At 60.8% G+C, this 16,585-nt stretch carries 16 protein-coding genes; 10 read left to right on the plus strand and 6 right to left on the minus strand.

Annotated features, from left to right (window positions below):
* The first annotated feature begins 138 nt into the window (after positions 1 to 138).
* The 10 genes from DFR46_RS13940 (at position 139) to DFR46_RS13980 (ending at position 10,617) form a co-directional block, all read left to right on the plus strand.
* Positions 139 to 1,686: a hypothetical protein gene (locus DFR46_RS13940; protein WP_211306435.1), complete on the plus strand. Its 1,548-nt coding sequence runs from the start codon at positions 139 to 141 to the stop codon at positions 1,684 to 1,686.
* Between the two features lie 78 nt (positions 1,687 to 1,764).
* Positions 1,765 to 4,509 carry a TonB-dependent receptor domain-containing protein gene (locus tag DFR46_RS13945; RefSeq protein WP_116236993.1) on the plus strand — a complete coding sequence of 915 codons (2,745 nt, stop codon included), beginning with the start codon at positions 1,765 to 1,767 and terminating at the stop codon, positions 4,507 to 4,509.
* 186 nt (positions 4,510 to 4,695) lie between these two features.
* A complete protein-coding gene (locus DFR46_RS13950) occupies positions 4,696 to 5,712 on the plus strand; it encodes an SPFH domain-containing protein (protein ID WP_116236994.1) in 1,017 nt (338 codons plus the stop codon).
* A 57-nt stretch (positions 5,713 to 5,769) separates the two neighbouring features.
* Positions 5,770 to 6,444 (plus strand): DUF4178 domain-containing protein, encoded by a 675-nt coding sequence (locus DFR46_RS13955; protein ID WP_116236995.1) that lies wholly within the window; start codon positions 5,770 to 5,772, stop codon positions 6,442 to 6,444.
* Positions 6,434 to 7,828, plus strand: a complete 1,395-nt coding sequence (locus tag DFR46_RS13960; RefSeq protein ID WP_162843483.1) for a DUF4178 domain-containing protein — start codon at positions 6,434 to 6,436, stop codon at positions 7,826 to 7,828. Before DFR46_RS13955 ends, DFR46_RS13960 begins: the two co-directional genes overlap by 11 nt.
* A gap of 9 nt (positions 7,829 to 7,837) precedes the next feature.
* Positions 7,838 to 8,002 carry a hypothetical protein gene (locus DFR46_RS14865; RefSeq protein WP_162843484.1) on the plus strand — a complete coding sequence of 55 codons (165 nt, stop codon included), beginning with the start codon at positions 7,838 to 7,840 and terminating at the stop codon, positions 8,000 to 8,002.
* 28 nt (positions 8,003 to 8,030) lie between these two features.
* Entirely contained in the window at positions 8,031 to 8,246 is a 216-nt protein-coding gene (locus tag DFR46_RS13965; protein ID WP_116236997.1) for a DUF350 domain-containing protein, read from the plus strand.
* The gene (locus tag DFR46_RS13970; protein ID WP_211306436.1) at positions 8,239 to 9,783 is read left to right on the plus strand and encodes a polyamine aminopropyltransferase; all 1,545 of its coding nucleotides are present in this window, start codon (positions 8,239 to 8,241) and stop codon (positions 9,781 to 9,783) included. Before DFR46_RS13965 ends, DFR46_RS13970 begins: the two co-directional genes overlap by 8 nt.
* Complete coding sequence (gene speD, locus DFR46_RS13975) at positions 9,773 to 10,156, plus strand: adenosylmethionine decarboxylase (protein WP_116237367.1); 384 nt, start codon at positions 9,773 to 9,775, stop codon at positions 10,154 to 10,156. Before DFR46_RS13970 ends, speD begins: the two co-directional genes overlap by 11 nt.
* Before the next feature lie 14 nt (positions 10,157 to 10,170).
* The gene (locus tag DFR46_RS13980; protein ID WP_116236998.1) at positions 10,171 to 10,617 is read left to right on the plus strand and encodes a DUF1330 domain-containing protein; all 447 of its coding nucleotides are present in this window, start codon (positions 10,171 to 10,173) and stop codon (positions 10,615 to 10,617) included.
* A 44-nt stretch (positions 10,618 to 10,661) separates the two neighbouring features.
* On the opposite strand, the gene DFR46_RS13985 is transcribed toward DFR46_RS13980, so the two are convergent.
* The 6 genes from DFR46_RS13985 to DFR46_RS14010 form a co-directional block, all read right to left on the minus strand.
* Entirely contained in the window at positions 10,662 to 11,177 is a 516-nt protein-coding gene (locus DFR46_RS13985; protein WP_245953866.1) for a c-type cytochrome, read from the minus strand.
* A gap of 16 nt (positions 11,178 to 11,193) precedes the next feature.
* Complete coding sequence (locus DFR46_RS13990) at positions 11,194 to 11,733, minus strand: winged helix DNA-binding protein (protein ID WP_211306437.1); 540 nt, start codon at positions 11,731 to 11,733, stop codon at positions 11,194 to 11,196.
* 383 nt (positions 11,734 to 12,116) lie between these two features.
* Entirely contained in the window at positions 12,117 to 13,370 is a 1,254-nt protein-coding gene (locus DFR46_RS13995) for an acetyl-CoA C-acetyltransferase (RefSeq protein WP_116237001.1), read from the minus strand.
* 51 nt (positions 13,371 to 13,421) lie between these two features.
* The gene (locus DFR46_RS14000) at positions 13,422 to 14,618 is read right to left on the minus strand and encodes an acyl-CoA dehydrogenase family protein (protein WP_116237002.1); all 1,197 of its coding nucleotides are present in this window, start codon (positions 14,616 to 14,618) and stop codon (positions 13,422 to 13,424) included.
* 11 nt (positions 14,619 to 14,629) lie between these two features.
* Positions 14,630 to 15,745, minus strand: coding sequence for an acyl-CoA dehydrogenase family protein (locus tag DFR46_RS14005; protein WP_116237003.1), 1,116 nt, complete (start codon positions 15,743 to 15,745; stop codon positions 14,630 to 14,632).
* Between the two features lie 77 nt (positions 15,746 to 15,822).
* Positions 15,823 to 16,515 carry a histidine utilization transcriptional repressor HutC gene (locus tag DFR46_RS14010; RefSeq protein ID WP_116237004.1) on the minus strand — a complete coding sequence of 231 codons (693 nt, stop codon included), beginning with the start codon at positions 16,513 to 16,515 and terminating at the stop codon, positions 15,823 to 15,825.
* Positions 16,516 to 16,585 lie beyond the last annotated feature (70 nt).

Here is a 16,585-nt window from a genome sequence, read left to right on the forward strand (position 1 = left end):
CGTTTCGATCAGTGTCACAAAAGCTCAAAAAGTCCGTCATCAAGGAATCACACAGCGCCCATAGAGGCGTCCCCGGAACCTGCCGGCCCCAGCGCCCGCGGTTCGCTACGCCAAAACGGTTCAAAGGGGTTTTTCTTCATGTCACCTACTCGCATCATGCTCTTGATGAGCACTGCCATTCCGCTCGCCGCCTGCGGCGCCGACGATGTCGCGTCGCCGGGGGAAGGCAATATCGTCGTTGTGACGCCGTCGACCCCGGCGCCGCCCCCGCCTCCTCCTCCTGGGCCAGCGCCGACGAGCGCGCGCTTCGACGCAATCACACCGGCTGCCGATTGCCCGATGGGCACGACGAATGACGGCACGATCGATGGGGATGACGATGGTTCCGTCGATTTCCGCATCTGCCGCCTGGGCGGAACGATTACCGGTACGGTGACGCTCCAGAAGCTCGACGGCGTTGTCTATTCGCTCAGCGGCCGCGTCGATGTAGGCGTCGATGTCGGTGGAGACGGCCTGGCGGCCGGTGGCACCCAGGGCATTCTCAACATCGATCCCGGCGTCGTCGTGATCGGTGCGGGTACAGCCGATTTCCTGGTCGTTCAGCGTGGCTCCCAGCTCAATGCAATCGGCACGCAGACCCAGCCGATCACCTTTACGGCGCGCGCCAACTTCCAGAATGAAACTGACGGCACCGGTACGGTGAACGCGGACTCGATCGGCCTGTTCGGCGGTCTGGTCATCCTCGGCCGCGCTCCGATCAACGATTGCGACGGCGCGGCCGTCGGCGGTGCGGCGGATTGCCAGACCGAAATCGAAGGCACGTCCGGCGCATTTTACGGCGGCGATCAGCCCAATGACGACAGCGGCACCCTGCGCTATGTGCAGGTTCGCTACCCGGGCTTCGAAGTCAGTACCGGCAACGAACTGAACGGCATCTCGCTTGGCGGTGTCGGCGACGGAACCGATTTCAGCTATGTGCAGGTCCACAACAGCTCGGACGATGGCATCGAATGGTTCGGCGGTACGGTCAATGGCGATCACATCGCCGTAACCGGCGCCGACGATGACAGCTTCGATATCGACTCCGGCTTTGTCGGTACGCTGCAGTTCCTCATCGCGAGGCAGCGCGCGGCGGGCGGCGACCACTATATCGAAGCGGACTCCAAGTTCGACGATCTGCCCCGGTCGGACCCGACTCTGGCCAACTTCACCTTCTATGGCGGCGGCGGGTCCAAGGATTTCGGCGTGCTGCTCCGCGAAGGCATTGGCGGCCAGCTCTGGAACGGCATCATCACGGACAAGTCTGAATGTCTGAACCTCAGCGACGATGAGACGCGTGACGACGGCGTTCCCGATTTCCAGTCTGTCGTTATCGATTGCCCGACGGCATTCGGCAGCGAAGGCAGCATCACGGCGGCTGAAATCACGACCCTGTTCAACCTGGGCGCCAACAACAACGCCTCGTTCACAACTTCGCTGACGGATGGTTTCGTCAACGGCGCGAATGAAGATGCGGTGACAGCCTTCACCGATCCGTCGATCGCAACGGTCGATTATATCGGAGCGGTCGATCAGGCTGCGGCGACACCCTGGACGCAGGACTGGACCTGCGGCCTGTTCGGATCCGACGATCAGGACACCGGCAGCGCCATGCTCTCCTGCCTGGTCACGCCGTTCTACGGCTAACCAAAAGCATGATCGGGCGGCGACCGACATTCCGGTTGCCGCCCCTTCTTGTCTTCACCCGCTTGGAAGAGAACAGCCATGACCAAGACATTTACACTCGCGAGCCTTTTGCTCGTATCGAGTGCGCTTACCGCGCCTGCCTTCGCCCAAACTGCTGAAGAAACGGCAGATGCGAGCGTCGCGGACGCCAGCGTTCCGGCCGATGCGCCGGTCGACGAGGATCGGCCTGACGACAGTGTCGATATCTCGACTGGCGGTGGCAGCGGTACGCCGATCGTTGTCACCGGACGCTATATTCCCGAACCCGTCCGCGCTTCTTCCGAAGTGCTGTCGGTGCTGTCTTCGGAAGATCTGGCCCGTACCGGCGAAGGCGATGCCGCTGGCGCGTTGCAGCGCGTGTCTGGGCTCAGTCTTGTCGGCGGCCGCTTCGTCTATGTGCGCGGTCTTGGCGAACGCTATTCCCTGGCGCTGCTCAACGGATCGCCGCTCCCGTCTCCCGAGCCGCTCAAGCGCACGGTGCCGCTCGATCTCTTCCCGACCAGCATCCTGGCGAGCTCGCTCGTCCAGAAAACCTATTCGGTCAATTATACCGGCGAATTCGGCGGCGGGGTTATCAACCTCACGACCCGCGCCGTTCCCGACGAGCCATTCATCACTTTCAGCGGCAGCCTGAGCGGTAATTCCGAAACCACGCTGGAAACCGGCTATACCTATTATGGCAGCGACAGCGACTGGACCGGTTTCGACGACGGGACGCGCGATATTCCTGCGCTCGTGCAGACGGCGCTGGACAGCGGTGTGCGCATCCGTTTCGACCAGCCGGAATTCAGCAATCCGGCGGCCTCGGGCTATGTCGCGGATATCGCGGACATCTCGCGCAGCTTCCAGAACGCCAATATCAACCTCGTGCAGCGCAATGACGAGATCCCGTTCAACGGCAGCGTCAACATCACGGGCGGCACCTATGTCGATATCGGCAGCGATTTCCGGCTCGGTTTTGTCGCGACCGCCGGCTGGAGCAATGGCTGGGAAACGCGCGGCGGCATCCGCCAGCAGGGCGAGCTCACCAATGGCGACCAGACGATTACCCCCAATGTGTCCGACTATCGCTTCCTGTCGACCCAGAACCGCATCGTCGTGAACGGGCTGGTCGGGATCGGTGCGGAATTTGGCGAGCACAGCATCCGCTTTACCAATCTCTACATCCGCGATACCGCCAAGGAAGCACGGATCAGCACGTCGGCGAGCCCGGTCCGCAGCACCGGCACGATCCAGAACAACCAGAATACCGAATGGTTCGAGCGTCAGCTGATGAGCACCCAGCTGGTGGGCGAGTTCGATTTCGGCGATATCAATGTCGATGTCCGCGGCAGCTATGCCAACGCGCAGCGCGAGGCGCCCTATGAGCGCGAGATCCAATATGCGTTCAACACGGTGGCGAACGATTTCGTCCATGACACGCGCTCGGGCGGCCAGACCGACCTGCTGAGCTTTTCCGAGCTCAACGACGATGTCTATGGCGCGCAGGTCGATCTCACCTATAGCGTTCCCACAGGGCGGCGGTTCGATATCAATGCCGGCTATGCCTATTATCTGAACCAGCGCGATTTCGAGCGCCGGGCCTTCCGTTTCGTCACCCAGCGCCAGGGCGGCTTGCCTTTCCCGGTGACGCAGCTCAGGCCGGATTACCTGTTTTCGGACGCGATCCTCGGCTTCTACGATATCTTCGTCGAAGAGCGCACCGATGCCCAGGGCGGCGACGCCTATACGGCCGAGCTTGAGGTGCATGCCGGGTACGGACAGGTCGATATCGAACTGTTCGACGGGTTCAGCGTGGCGGCCGGCGTCCGCTATGAAGACGCCGTGCAAAGCGTGACGCCGATCCCCTTTTTCGGGTTTCAGGTGAACCCGCTCTTCGTCGCGCCGCCGATCGCCAACGATTATTGGCTGCCCGCGGCCACGGTGACGTGGAACTTCGCCGAAGACATGCAGCTGCGCCTCGGCGCGTCGCGCACGATCGGCCGGCCCCAGTTCCGCGAGCTGGCCGCGCCTTCCTATACCGATCCGGACAATGACCGCACCTTCCGCGGCAATCCGGCCCTGATCGACAGCGAACTCCTGAACATCGAAGGGCGTTTCGAATGGTATTTCGATAGGGACGAACTGTTCAGCATCGCCGCCTTCTACAAGGATATCGACAATCCGATCGAACAGCTGGCGACGAGCGGCGACAATGATGTCAATGTCACCTTCCTCAACGCGCCGGCGGCTACGCTTTACGGTGTGGAAACGGAGCTTGTGAAATTCTTCCCGCTCTACGACTGGGGGGGAATCCTCTCCTCGCGCCGGCTGCGCGCCCAGCTCAACTATACCTATACCCAGTCGGAAATTTCGGTGAACGCCAACGACACGACGTTCGTGCCCGGTTTTACCGACCCGCAACCAGCAACCAACTATTTCGTCGACGGTGTGGCCCTGACCGGCCAGTCCGATCATATCGTCAATCTGCAGCTCAGCCTGGAAGATGAGGACAGACTCTCTCAGCAATCGCTGCTCGTCACCTATACGAGCGACCGGATTACGAACCGTTCGCCGATCGGCGATGCGCCCGATATCCGCGAGGAGGGGCGTATCCAGCTCGACTTTATCTGGCGCCAGGCGTTGACCCTGTTCGGCCAGGAAGTGCAGGCGACGCTGGAACTGCGCAATATCCTGAATGAGGATTTCCGGGAATTTTACCGGGCACCAGATGGGTCTTCGATCGATGCGCTCAGCTACGACCGGGGGCGCAGCTTCTCCTTTGGTCTCAGCACAACCTTCTAGAACCGCATTTGGGATCCGGTCACGATCCTCAGCGAAGGGGCGGGGAAGCTATGAGGTTTCTCAGCCCTTTTTCGTCGATTTTCAGCCATGACCCCTAAAAACACCCGTGTTGCCGCCCTATATCAGTATCATGGTTTGCGCTTCTTAGGGATAGCGCTAAAGTGAAACGGCAAGGGAGAGACTGGAATGGGCATTAGGGATTTTCTTTCGAAACAATTTATCGACGTTATCGAATGGGGCGAAGAGCCCGGCGATCTGGCGGAACGGCTGGATTTTGCGGATAACGAGATCCAGAATGGTGCCCAGCTGACGGTCCGCGAGACGCAGGCCGCCGTCGTGATCGATGAAGGCGTGCTTGCCGATATGTACGGCCCCGGCCTGCATACGCTCGACACGTCGAACATGCCGATCCTTACCAACCTCAAAAACTGGGACAAGGCGTTCAAATCGCCGTTCAAGACGGATGTTTATTTCTTCTCGCAAAAGGAACAGGTGAACCTGAAATGGGGCACGGCGCAGCCGGTCACCATTCGCGATCCCGAGCTCGGCCCGATCCGCTTGCGTGCCTTTGGCACCTATTCCTTCCGGGTGAAGGATATCGCGCCTTTCTATTCGGCTCTGGTCGGTACGCTCGACAAGGTGACGGTGAGCTCCATCGAACCGCAGCTCCGCGCGGCGATCATCACCGCGCTGGCCACCGGTCTCGGCGGCGGCGATGTGCCGTTTATCGATCTTGCCGCCAACCAGCAGAAACTGTCCGATGCGCTGAAAGAGGCGGTTGGCCCGGCCTTTGAGCAATATGGCCTCGAAGTGCCGACCTTTTTTGTCGAAAGCGTGTCGCTTCCCGAAGCGGTCCAGGAGCATCTCGACAAGAAAAGTTCGATGCGGGTGCTCGGCGATCTCGATCAGTATGCGAAATTCCAGGCAGCCGAAGCCATCGAGCTTGCCGCCCAGCAGGAAGGCGGCATGGCCGGTATCGGCGCAGGCGCGGGTGTGGGCATGGCGATCGGCCAGACTATGGCCGGCGCGCTGGCCCAGCCGGCTCCGGCAGCCCCTGCCGCGCCAGTCGCTCCCGCTGCGCCGGCGGCGGAAGAGAAAGATCCGTTCGAACAGATCGAGAAGCTGCACAAGCTTCAGGAGATGGGTGCGATCAGCAAGGAAGAATTCGACGCGAAAAAAGCGGATCTTCTGAGCCAGATTTAGATGCAGACTAGACGTACGGCCTGATCGAAACAGGCAAAGCGGGGGACTGGCGAGGCAATGCAATCGGAAAACTGCCCGAACTGCGGAGCGGAAGTCATCTTCCGCTCACCGGCTCTGCCTGCGCGCATCTGCGACTATTGCCAGGCGACCGTGAAGCGGATTGCCGAGGGCGTCGAACTGGCCGGCGAAGTGGCCGTTCTGCCCTTCGATGTCAGCCCGATCCAGATCGGAACGCGCGGCGAATATGGCGGCAAGCCTTTCGATGTCATCGGCCGGATCCGGCTCGGTTACGATCAGGGTGCGTGGAACGACTGGCTGTGCCTGTTTTCGGACATGAGCCATGGCTGGCTCAGCGAGTCCGACGGGCAGTTCCAGATGGTGATCGAACGCCCGATTGCCGAATGCAATTCAGACCTGATCCAGCATCTGGCGCAGGGCGGCGAGACGGCGGTCGGGGATCGCACCCAGATCGATGGGGCGGAATTTGTCGTGTCGGACATGCGCACCGCCAGATGCATTGCAGCAGAGGGCGAGCTGCCCTTTGCGCCATCGACGGGCTGGGAAGTGTTCAATGTCGACATGCGCGACGATCAGGGCTTTTCCGCGAATTTCGAGCGCGAGGAAGGCGAGGATCCGGGTTTCTATGTCGGCCGCTATGTAACGCTTGCCGAGCTCAAGCCGCACAATCTGCGCTCTATCCATGGCTGGAAGATGCCCGATTATGCCGCCTGAACCGCCGCAATCCCCGCCCGGCGACGATCGCCCCAATCCCTGGGGCAGTGCGCCGGAAGACCAGCCGCAAGGCCCGACGGCCAAGCGCACAGTCGTGCCGTCGGAGAGCGACAGCGCGCCTGCGGCCGAACAGTTCAACTGCCCCAATTGCGGCGGATCGATCGAGATCAAGGCTGCCGGCACGTCCGTCAGCATCGCATGCCAATATTGCGGCTCGACGCTCGATATCGCCAATCCCGATGTCAGCATCATCCAGCGCTATGAAGGCGAGGTGCGCAAACTCGAGCTGCCGCTCGGCAGCCGGGGCGTTTTGCGCGGGACGGAATGGGAGGTCATCGGCTATCAGCGGCGCTCGGAAAACGGGCAATATCCGTGGGACGAATATCTGCTGTTCAATCCCTACGAAGGCTATCGCTTCCTCGACACCGACGGGCGCGGCTGGAGCCTGGGGCGACAGCTGACGGCTTCGCCGCAAAAACTGTCGCTGGTCGGCTTCACCGTAGATGGTGAATTCTACGAGCCCTTTTATGCGCAAACCCGGGCGCAGGTCGATTATGTGCTTGGCGAGTTTTACTGGCGCGTGGCGGTTGGCGAGGAAGTCCTGACGGCCGATTTCGTCCGTCCGGGAAAAATGCTGAGCTGGGAGCATAGCGGCAACGAGACGGTATGGTCGCTGAGCGAGCTGCTCGAACCCAATGAAATAACCGATGCCTTCGGAATCCCGTCGGCGACCGGTGGCGGCCTGCCGCTGCCACATCAGCCTTCGCCCTATCGCAAGAAAGCGGGAAGCTTCATGAAGCTCGCCCTTGCCGTGGGGCTTGCGCTGTTGGTGCTGAGCTTCCTCTTTGGCGGAACCAGCGATCCCCAGACGGCCAGGGTCAACCTCTCTACCGATGGTGTTGAGCAGAGCGCGAAAGTCGGGCCTATCGTGCTTGATCGCGCGCGCCAGGCGGTCACGGTTTCGGCCCAGGCTCCGCGCATCGAGAATAGCTGGATCGATCTGAGCTATACCCTGACCAATCGGGACACCGGCGAGGTGTTTGAGGCGAACAATGTCGTCGAAGCCTATTCCGGCCGAGACAGCGAGGGTAACTGGTCCGAGGGCAGCCGCTACTCGGCGAGCAAATTCTCGATGATTCCGCGCGGCACATACGAGCTCAACGTCTATGCGGCCGGAAACCGCTGGACGGAGGGCCAATATGGCAGCAGCCCCAATGCGCAGGTCGAGGTGACGATAGAGAAGGGCGCAACCTTCTATTCGAACCTGTTCCTGGCGCTGCTACTCGTGTTCGTCCCGGCGATATGGCAATGGTGGAAACATCTGAACTTTGAATCGCGGCGCAAGTCGGACAGCGATTTTGCAGGAGATGATGACGATGACTGAGGCAGCAGCATGAACCGGGGCGTTTTCATTTTCGGGCTGTGGTGCCTGCTCGTCACATCGAGCTTCGCCTATGCCTCTTTCACTGGCTATTCGCCTTTTGCAGACGGCCAGCGGGCCAGCACAGCGCGCGGACCGGGCGGCGTCTTTATCGGCCGGGGGCCGCGCCACAAATGATTTCGGAATTTACCAGGGAGAGCCAGTTATGAACCTATTCAGCCTCTATCTTGTCGGCGCGACCCTGCTTTATGCGGGCGTCGGCATATTCGTCATGGTCGTCGCCTTTGTCATTCTCGATTTCCTGACCCCGGGCAGCCTGTGGGAAGAAATCGAGCAGAAGCAGAATGTCGCGGTCGCCATCTTTGCCGGCATGATCGCGCTCGGCCTTTCGGTTATCGTGGCTGCGGCGATCGTTGGCTGACCCAGCGGCGCCTCCGCCCCCGTTCGAGAAAACCGCAAGGCCGCTAGCCTATGCCCTGATCGCATCGGTCTTCGTCGTCGCGATTTGCGGCCTGGTCTACCAGCTGCTCGCCAGCACGATCGCCAGCTATCTGCTCGGCGACAGCGTCACCCAGTTTTCGACGATTATCGGCGTCTATCTGTTCGCGATGGGAATCGGGAGCTGGTTCTCACGCTATGTAAAGAAGGATGAGCTAAGGCTCTTTATTCGCGCGGAAATCCTGATCGCTCTGGCTGGCGGTTGGGCCGCGGCAATCCTTTTCATGATGTTTCCCGTCGTCGATGAGTTCCGCGTGGTTCTCTATGGACTCGTCCTCGTCATCGGCTTTCTTGTGGGCCTCGAAATTCCGCTGCTGATGCAGATTTTACGCGACGATTTCGATTTTCGCGAAACCATCTCGACCGTGCTGACGTTCGACTATGTTGGCGCGCTTGCGGCGTCGTTGCTCTTTCCGCTGGTGCTCATGCCCTTTATCGGCATGATCCGAACCGGCTTCCTGTTCGGGCTGCTCAATGTCGGCGTGGCGATAGCCCTGATCATGATCCAGCCAAGAGGCCGGCGCCTGCCGGTCGAGATGCTGGCCGGTGTGCTGGTCGCCATATCTCTCGTCATCGGTTTCGTCGGCGCCGAACGCTTCCAGCGTCTGGCCGAAACCGCGAGCATCGACGAGCCCATTATCCACGCGACATCGACGCCGTACCAGCGGATCGTACTCACCCGGCGCGGGAGCAATGTCTCGCTGTTCCTCAATGGCAATCTGCAATTTTCGTCGCTTGACGAGTATCGCTATCATGAGGCGCTCGTGCTCCCCAATCTGGGTCGTGTGGAAAGCCCGCGCAACGTCCTGATCCTCGGCGGCGGCGATGGTCTTGCAGCGCGCGAAGTGCTGCGCCACCCGGATGTCGAGACCGTAACGCTGGTCGATCTCGATCCGGCGATGACGGAACTGTTTCGCGAAACGCCGCTTCTGGTGCAGCTTAACCAGGGGTCGCTCAGCGATCCGCGCATGACCGTTATCAATGCGGACGGTTTCCGCTGGGTGCGCGAGGCTGAGGGGCTGTACGATGCGATCGTCATCGATTTTCCCGATCCGACCGATTTCTCGCTGGGCAAGCTCTATACCACCACCTTCTACCGCTCGCTGCTCCAGCGCCTCGCACCCGGCGGCATGGTCTCGGTGCAGAGTGGTTCGCCCTATGTCGCGCCCAACGCCTTCTGGACGATCGCGGCAACACTTGAGGCCGCCGGCTTCGAGACACGGCCTTATCATGCCTATGTACCGAGCTTTGGCGAATGGGGTTTCATTCTGGCATCGCCCATGGGCGTGCCCGAACAGTCCGACCTGCTGCCTGGCGGGCGTTTCGTAACGACCGCATCCGAACCGACACTGTTCGAATTCCCGCCAGACATGGCGCGGGTCGAGGCCGAGCCGAACCGGCTCGACAACCAGCGGCTCGTGAGAACTTTCACCAATGAATGGCGGCGTTATGACGGATAGCGCAACTCCGCCCTATGACGGCCGCCACCTGCTGGCCGACTTTCATGGCTGCACCGTCCGGCTCGACGATGCCGCTCTTGTCGAGAGGGCGCTGCGCGAAGCCGTGGCCGCTGCGGGCGCGACGATTCTCGACCTGAACCTTCACCATTTCGGTAAGGGGCAGGGGGTAACCGGCGTGGCCCTGCTCGCAGAATCGCACATGTCGATCCATACCTGGCCTGAACATGGCTATGCCGCGCTCGACTTGTTCCTGTGCGGCCATCGGCACGATATCGATGCCGCGCTCCGGGCCCTCGCCGATGCATTCGAACCGACCGAAGTCCGGAAACAAACCATCGCCCGCGGCTACGGCGTGGCTCCGCTGGCCGAATAGGGAGAGAATGCCGGATGGACGTTAAGAATGAGGTGGTGCCGAACGATCCGGAACAGATCGGTAAACTGATGGAACCGGGCCCTGACGGGCCGATCTTCATGGTCAATCTGCTCAAGTTCAAGGACAGGGCCGAATATGCCGATGGTCGCGAGACCGATCTGACCGGCCGCGAGGCCTATGCAATCTATGGCCGGGCCGTGGCGGAAATCCTCCCGAGATTTGGCGGAAAGCCGGTTTTCGTCGGCGATGTTACATTCCTTTCCCTCGGCCAGGTTGAGGAATTGTGGGACGAGGTTGCTATCGCGTCATATCCCGCGCGGGCCGATATGGTTCGCATGTCGATGTCGCCGGAATGGCAAGAGATCAGCGTCCACCGTACAGCGGGCCTCAAGGGCCAGTTGAACATCGAAACCGTCGCGCCGCCCGGGCTGGAGGGAAGCGACTGGAATCCTGGTCGATAGTTCCGGCCACCAATGTCTGAGCGACCTCGATCTCCGGCGAGGATTTACTCCGACTGGAGATAGGCGATCAGATCGGCCCGGTCCTGCGGATCCGAAAGGCCGCGAAAGGCCATGCGTGTGCCGGGGATGATGCGGCGCGGATTTTCGAGATACTGAAACAGTTTTTCGGGGGTCCAGATGATGCCGCTGCTTGCATTGGCGTCGGAATATTGGAAACCTTCGATACTGCCCGCTTCGGTGCCGACGATATTGTGGAGCGAAGGACCGGTACGATTAACACCTGCATCGCGCACATGACAGGCCCGGCACTGCGCGAATACGGCCGCGCCGGCGGTCGCATCGCCGGTGAAATCGGCGAATACCGTGCCGTCCAGCGTATCGACGGAATCCGCGCTGGGCGTTTCCGGAGCCGCAGCGGTTTCAGCCGGCGTTTCGGTAGACGTTTCCGTGGGCGTCTCGGTTTCTGCTGTTGGGGCCGCGTCCTCGCCTCCCGAACAGGCTACGGTGGCGGTCAGGGCCATAACGGCTGCTCCGCTCAGCACGATACGCATTTTACTCATGGTCGTTCCTTGTTTCTTACACCCTTGAGGGGACGGGCGATTCCAGTTCGAATTCCACAATCTCGCCGACCCGCTCGATAAAGTCCATGCCGTTGAGGATCTGAGCATCGGTCAACTTGTCCGAAATCTGTGTAATGAAATTTTCGGTGCGGGCGATCATTTCGTTGATGGTGGCAGCACCCGTATCGGTCAGGCTGATGCATTTTTCCCGGCGCGAATTCGCACTTTCCTCGATCGCGATAAGCTCCTGCTGCGCCATTTTGCGCAAGACTTTCGAAATGGCTGGATTGCCCAGATTATACCAGGCTTTGACCATCTGGGCGATAATCTTGCGGGGCAGGGTGCGTCCGTTGCGGCCTTTCGATTTTAAGATCCAGAGGATTACCGTCTGATGGCGGCTGAGTGAGTTCCCGGCGAGGTGTTTCTCGACCGTCATGCCGACCGCATAGTGGAACGGATAGAAGAGCTTCAGGAAACTCAGTGGCGCACTGTCGCTGTCGGCCGGATGTCCCCTTCCCAATTGGGGGGCATCGATTTCCGAATCGGCGACTTTCATATTTTTCATCATGAATGGCCTGACTTTGCGACGCTGGCGATAAAATTCGCTGTGTTCTTGATGCTCTCTTACCGCGACTTGCAGTGATTATTCAATGTCGTCGACACGTCCGCATTGCTTGCATGGCTTGCCTTGCATGTATCGGGTGCGACTCCACAATGCTTTACTCGCTGCGAGGTCCAAAGAAGATCGTTTCTGAAAGTCGCGTGACTGTCAGGCGGCAGGCTTCGCACCCCTCCGGAACGCTGGTTGATGTTGTCTGGGGAAATCGTGCGCCCATTACGATAGCCGCTTGGGCAGCGGCAGATGCCTCTGGCGGGGTTTCCCAGAAAGCAAGGATAGAACGGGGCGGCGACCTGTTGCAGCCGCCCCGTTGCAATCAATCAGACCCGTTCGATGATCATCGCGGGAGCCATGCCGCCTGCTGCGCACATGGTGACGAGGCCGCGTTTCAGGTCGCGCCGCTCAAGCTCGTCGAGAAGCGTGCCGATCAGGATCGAACCGGTCGCACCGATCGGGTGGCCGAGCGCAATCGCGCCGCCATTCACATTCACCTTGTCGCGGTCCAGCTCGAGATCGCGGATGAACTTCTCGGCAACCACCGCAAAGGCCTCGTTGATTTCCCAAAGGTCGATATCGTCCCTGGTCAGACCGGCCTTTTCGAGCACCTTCTTCGCCGCCGGAACCGGCGCGTTCAGCATCAGCGTCGGGTCGTCGCCCATATTGGCGGTCGCCACGATCCGCGCGCGTGGGGTCAGCCCATGGCTGTCGGCATAGTCTTTGGACGCCAGCAGCACGGCCGCAGCGCCATCGACCACGCCCGAGGAGTTGCCGGCATGGTGGACATGCTGGATCTCGAGATCGGGATATTTCTGGTTGATGAGCTTGCGGAAGGTCGTGCCCTGCTTGTCGAGCGGGACATCGGCGATCTTGGTGAAAGAGGGTTCCAGCGCGGCCAGGCCTTCGGCGGTGGTCTGCGGGCGGGGGAATTCCTCTTCTCCCAGGATGACATTGCCTTCGTCATCGACCACCGGGACGAGGCTCTTGTCGAACCGGCCCTCTGCGATCGCGGCAGCCGCTCGCTTCTGGCTTTCGAGGCCAAGCGCATCGACGGCTTCGCGCGAAATGCCTTCCATCGAGGCAATCGCATCGCCGCACACGCCCTGGTGCGACTGTGGATGGACGGCCTGTAGCCGTTCGTTGCCGGCTCCCATCATGGCGGGACGGAAGCCTGCGGCCATTTCTTCCTTGGCCATCGCCGAGGTCAGCGACATCATTTCCGTACCGCCGGCGACGACAAGATCCTCCATGCCGGACATGATCTGCGCCGCGGCGAAGCTGACGCTGGTAATACCGCCGCCGCAGAAACGGTCGAGCGTGGTGCCGCTGGTGCGGATGTCATAGCCGGCGTCGAGCGCCGCCATCCGGCCGAGATCGCCGCCCTGTTTGCCCTTCTGCGTACTGGTGCTCCAGATGACATCGTCGATGTCGGCGGTGTCGAGATCGTTGCGATCGGCAATGGCCTTCAAAACCGTGGCGGCCAGGTGCTGGGGGTGCTCTTCGGCGAGCGCGCCCTTGCCAACCTTGCCAATGCCGCGAGGGGTGCGGCAGGCGTCGATGATATAGGCTTCAGCCATCAGAATTATCCTTTTAGATTATGGTCTTGTCGCACAGCACTCTAATGCCGCCTAAAGTTCGGAAAATGCCTTGTCCTTATCCACGCGAACATCCTGGGGCAGGCCCAGCACGCGTTCGGCGATGATATTCTTCAGGATCTCGTCCGTCCCGCCGGCAATCCGCAGGCCGGGCGCCCACATCAGGCTCTCCTGAAAAATCGCATCGGCGGGGGCCTTGTCCTTGTCGACGATCAGCCCGTAATGATCCTGCATCTCGACCGCGCTGTTGCAGATATCCTGAAGATGATTGGCGGTGATGATCTTGCCGATCGAGTTTTCCGGCCCCGGCGTTTCGCCGCGCGACAGGGCTGTCTGGGTCCGGAATTTCGTGAGCTTGTAGCCCTGTGCGGCGACATACCAGTCGGCGAGCTTTTCCCGGAAGGCGCTGTTCGAGAGCGTACCGGCGTCGCGGGCATAGTCCATGATTTCCTGCCAGTCCGGCCCCGGCGAGCCGCCCACGGCCAGCCGTTCGTTCATCAGTGTGACGAGTGCGACCTTCCAGCCCATTCCCGGTTCGCCGAGCCGGTCGCTGTCGGGAATGCGAACGTCGGTGAAATAGACTTCGTTGAATTCGCGGCCGCCCGATGCCTGGTGGATCGGGCGAACCTCGACGCCGGGCGCCTTCATGTCGACGATAAACATGGTCAGGCCCTTATGCTTGGGCACATTTGGGTCGGTGCGCGTCAGGACGATGCCGAAGTCGGAAAACTGCGCGCCGGTGGTCCAGACCTTCTGGCCGTTGATCACCCAGTCGTCGCCATCCTTCACCGCCTTCGTTTTGAGGCCCGCGACATCGGAGCCTGCGGAGGGTTCGGAGAAAAGCTGGCACCAGATTTCCTCGCCGTGGAGCGCCTTCTGGACATAGCGCTCCTTGTGCGCGTCGGACCCGAAGGCGATTACCGTCGGCACACACATGCCAAGCCCGATGGCGAAGGGGCCGATCGGCGCATCGAATTTCGTCTCTTCCTGGTTCCAGATGACCTGCTGCATCGGCGTGCCGCCGCGACCGCCCATTTCCCGGGGCCAGGTGATTTGCGCGAACCGGTTTTCGGCTTTCACTTTCTGCCACTTCTTGGCTTTTTCCAGCGTCTGCTTGCGCGCTTCGCGGCCGCGGATCGCACTGGCGTTTTTGGGCTCGAGATGCTGTTCGAGAAAGGCCCGGGCCTCAGCGCGGAATTCGGCTTCTTCGGGGGTGTCGTTAAAATCCATCGGAGGTTCCTTTACGCAGCGTTGCGTGTTTCGAGCGCACGAACGAGTTTCTCTTTCCAGACGGCGGGCGCGCCGGCCTGCACGGCGAGCAGTTTCGCGCGGCGATAATAGAGGTGGCAGTCCACCTCCCAGGTGAAGCCCATGCCGCCATGCGTCTGGATATTTTCCTTGGATGCGAACCAATAGGCTTCGGAGGCGGCGATCCGCGCGGCCGCTGCGGCCTCGGGCAGTTCGGCTGCATCCGTCGATAGCGCCCATGCGCCATAATAGGCGTTGGACCGGGCCACCTCGTTCTTCACATACATTTCGGCGAGCTTGTGCTTGATCGCCTGATTGCCGCCGATCGGGCGCCCAAAGGCGTAACGCTCCTTGGCATAGTCGGTCGCCATTTCCAGGCAGATTGATGCGCCGCCCGTCTGTTCGAAGGCAAGCAATACGGCGGCCCGGTTCATGACCTCATTGTACAGGGTTTCGCCATCGCCCTGAGCGCCCAGCCGTTCGCCCTCGGCGCCATCGAACACGATCTCGGCATGGCTGCGCGTCGGTTCGATGGTTTCGATCGATGTGCGCGTAACGCCGGGCTGGTCCAGCGCCACCAGCACAAGGCTCACACCTGCGCCATCCCTGGCCAGCACAACTGCATGGGTCGCGATGTCGCCATCGGTTACCGGGATTTTCGTCCCGCTGAGCTTTCCATCCTTATATTCGGTTGCAAGCTTGCCGGCCTCGACGGCACCGGGGCCCTCCGAGGCTGCTATACAGCCAATCGCGGAGCCATCGGCAACTTTCGGCAGCAGCGCGGCCTTTTGCGCGTCCGATCCTGCCAGTTTCAGCGCTTCGGCGAAGAAATAGACCGTCGATGCGAAGGGAACCGGCGCAAGCGCGCGGCCCAGCTCTTCGGCGATCACGCACAGTTCGAGCATACCGAGGCCAAGACCTCCATGTTCTTCTGCAATCGCCGTGCCGAGCCAGCCCATCTCGACAATCTGCTGCCAGACCGCTTCATTGTGGCTCATGGTTTCGTCGTCGAGCACGGCGCGCACTTCGGCGGTAGTACATTTGGCGGACAGGAACTTCCGGGCCTCTTCGCGCAGGAATTTCTGGTCGTCGGAAAAATCGAAATTCATGAATCGGGATCCTCGGGGCTCGTTTACAGTAATGATACGCCAATTGACGTAAACGTAAAGAGCCAGTTCCCGAGTTCCTATTGGAAATCGTCTGTCGCGGTAATCATCTGAAATCCGTGGGCCGGATGAGCCATACGAACCAGCGTCAGTATATTGCCGTCGAGCCGGGTCTGTCGTTCGATGACGAAGACGGGCTCGTCGCGTTGCAGCTTGAGATATTTGGAGTCGTTCGTCCCTGGCATTTCCGCGCGCAATATTGTGCGGACGGAGGAATAGGGGACGCGGGCAATCAGCCATTCATTGGGGCTGACGGTGGAGAAGTCGGCGTCCCTCGCCTCGGGTATTGCCTCCAGATTCACCAGCCGGTCTTCCAGTTGATAGGGGCGGCCATCGCTGAGATGAAGACTGACAATATGTCGTAGCGGTGCGCCCGCGAAAAGACCCTGATCGTCCCTGGCATCGTCGCCCAGACTGCTCCTCAGAAGCTTGTAGCCATAGGCATGGCCTCCGCGTTCAATCTCGTGGCGCACGACGGGAATTGTCAGGGTTGAGCTGTGCGCCTTGCGGCCGACGACCCGGGTGCCGGCGCGGCGGCGGCGCTCGATCAGTCCGGCATCGACAAGCGGCGAGAGGGCGCGCCGGATGGTGCCGCGCGCGACGCCGAATTCCTCGGCCAGCTTTTCCTCATGTGGCAGCGCGAAACCCGCGGGCCAGGCCTGGCTGTTGATCCGGCGCAGGATTTCGGTGCGGATTTCTTCATAGGGATGCATTCCATACACACTCCCCGATTTGCGCCATTCACGCAATCGTAAAGTTGACCATAAAATTTATATGTCTAAA

This window comes from Parasphingopyxis lamellibrachiae, assembly GCF_003385775.1.
In the GTDB taxonomy this organism is placed as follows: domain Bacteria; phylum Pseudomonadota; class Alphaproteobacteria; order Sphingomonadales; family Sphingomonadaceae; genus Parasphingopyxis; species Parasphingopyxis lamellibrachiae.

Coding starts and splice junctions, on each gene's coding strand:
- DFR46_RS14010 (WP_116237004.1), bottom strand. CDS start 16,515: ATGCATCCCTATGAAGAAATCCGCACCGAAATCCTGCGCCGGATCAAC.
- DFR46_RS13995 (WP_116237001.1), bottom strand. CDS start 13,370: ATGGCTGAAGCCTATATCATCGACGCCTGCCGCACCCCTCGCGGCATT.
- DFR46_RS14000 (WP_116237002.1), bottom strand. CDS start 14,618: ATGGATTTTAACGACACCCCCGAAGAAGCCGAATTCCGCGCTGAGGCC.
- DFR46_RS13990 (WP_211306437.1), bottom strand. CDS start 11,733: ATGAAAGTCGCCGATTCGGAAATCGATGCCCCCCAATTGGGAAGGGGA.
- DFR46_RS13945 (WP_116236993.1), top strand. CDS start 1,765: ATGACCAAGACATTTACACTCGCGAGCCTTTTGCTCGTATCGAGTGCG.
- DFR46_RS14865 (WP_162843484.1), top strand. CDS start 7,838: ATGAACCGGGGCGTTTTCATTTTCGGGCTGTGGTGCCTGCTCGTCACA.
- DFR46_RS13940 (WP_211306435.1), top strand. CDS start 139: ATGTCACCTACTCGCATCATGCTCTTGATGAGCACTGCCATTCCGCTC.
- DFR46_RS13960 (WP_162843483.1), top strand. CDS start 6,434: ATGCCGCCTGAACCGCCGCAATCCCCGCCCGGCGACGATCGCCCCAAT.
- DFR46_RS13955 (WP_116236995.1), top strand. CDS start 5,770: ATGCAATCGGAAAACTGCCCGAACTGCGGAGCGGAAGTCATCTTCCGC.
- DFR46_RS14005 (WP_116237003.1), bottom strand. CDS start 15,745: ATGAATTTCGATTTTTCCGACGACCAGAAATTCCTGCGCGAAGAGGCC.
- DFR46_RS13985 (WP_245953866.1), bottom strand. CDS start 11,177: ATGAGTAAAATGCGTATCGTGCTGAGCGGAGCAGCCGTTATGGCCCTG.
- DFR46_RS13965 (WP_116236997.1), top strand. CDS start 8,031: ATGAACCTATTCAGCCTCTATCTTGTCGGCGCGACCCTGCTTTATGCG.
- DFR46_RS13950 (WP_116236994.1), top strand. CDS start 4,696: ATGGGCATTAGGGATTTTCTTTCGAAACAATTTATCGACGTTATCGAA.
- speD (WP_116237367.1), top strand. CDS start 9,773: ATGACGGATAGCGCAACTCCGCCCTATGACGGCCGCCACCTGCTGGCC.
- DFR46_RS13980 (WP_116236998.1), top strand. CDS start 10,171: ATGGACGTTAAGAATGAGGTGGTGCCGAACGATCCGGAACAGATCGGT.